The sequence below is a fragment of the Paenibacillus sp. KS1 genome, assembly GCF_001680695.1.
Lineage (GTDB): Bacteria > Bacillota > Bacilli > Paenibacillales > Paenibacillaceae > Paenibacillus_B > Paenibacillus_B suaedae.
Genome location: NZ_MAIS01000225.1, coordinates 1 through 1,471, shown reverse-complemented (window position 1 = coordinate 1,471; position 1,471 = coordinate 1). Strand labels below are relative to the sequence as shown.

General features: G+C 46.0%; 1 protein-coding gene. It reads left to right on the top strand.

Going from position 1 to position 1,471, the window contains the following annotated elements; all coding sequences use genetic code 11:
- On the top strand, positions 1-1,391 hold a 1,391-nt coding region (locus BBG47_RS27965), incomplete at its 5' end, for an S-layer homology domain-containing protein (protein WP_175400665.1).
- Between the last annotated feature and the right edge of the window lie 80 nt (positions 1,392-1,471).

Below are 1,471 nucleotides of genomic sequence, written 5' to 3'. Positions count from 1 at the left end.
TAACGTCGATTTCGGTATCGCCGGACAGCGTAGATCTTAAAGTTGGGAAGGATGCTCAGCTTACGGTCACCGCGGCGTATAGCGATGGAAGCAAGAAAGACGTTACAAAGGGTGCAAAGTATAGCGTTCCTGGTACGAACATTGTTACAGTAAGCAATACCGGCAAGGTGACAGCCGTTGGAGCAGGGAAAACGACGATCACTGTATCTTACGAAGGCAAATCTCATGAGGTATCAGTCACCATAACCAAGGATTCTGGCACAACGACACCGACTTCTCCAAGCTCGCCATCGACTTACACACCAAGCCCACCATCGACTCCAGCACCAATAGGCAAGAAAGTAAAAGCAGGCACGCTCACTACGACGAAAAACATTAAGGGTGCGACTATCGCAACGATAAGCGTATCGACTGAGGCCTTGATCGCCCAGCTGAAAGATTCGAAAGCGACTGACGCCACGCTGGATCTTACCGATATTGGCTTCAACGACTACAGCAGTGCGAATGTAATCTTTAATAAAGCAACGGCAGACAAACTACTGGCATCCGGCAAAGGATTGATCCTTACCGGCAATGGATTTACCATCCGAATTCCTGCGGATGCATTGGCTGATTTTATTGGTACAAATGGATTTAAAGCAAGCTTATCGGCAAAAGATTCTGACAATGGTGAAGTTAACATCCATTCGGCAAATCAAACAACCGTCGTATCGCAGATCGTCACGATCGGCAACGATACAGGAAAATTGAGTCATCCGATTAAGATCGAGCTTAAGCCGGCTAACAAAGTAATTGATTTGCAAAAAGTTGGCGTTTACCAGCAAGATGAAAACGGTAAATGGGTATATGTGGGTTACAATGCCGTGCATCAGCCGGGGAATATTCAACTTACAACCTCTACGCTCGGCACCTTCGAGCTGATGGAGATTCACATTTCATTCGACGATATTCAGACCCATTGGGCAAAACATGAAATCGAAGTTATTGCGGCTCAACACGTAACCAAAGGGAAAAGCGAATCCAAATTCGTTCCGAACGATACGATAACACGCGCAGAATTCGTGGCGCATTTGGATCGTATTCTTGGCAAAGAGAAAGAATGGAGTCATTACGTCGCGATGGCAGGGGCAAATGATATTCTAGGTCGCGAAGAAATGGTCGTATTGATGGTCAATGCGATGAATGTCGATCTGAAGGGTGAGAAAGCGCAATTAAACTTCAAAGATAAAGATCGGATTTCGGCGAGCGCCCAAGCCGCTGTAGCGTATGCTGTGGATAAAGGGTTGATCAATGGCATGTCTAACAACACGTTCGCTCCTGATCAAAGCTCTACTCGCGCACAAGTGGCTTCTATTCTCTATCGTTTGATGAAACTCTTAGGCACAATTTAATCTCAATAAGTAATCAGTTCCATAGGATGTAAAAAAGCAGTCCTCATCGGTGAACTGCACCTCCAATCGCTAGATGGTGT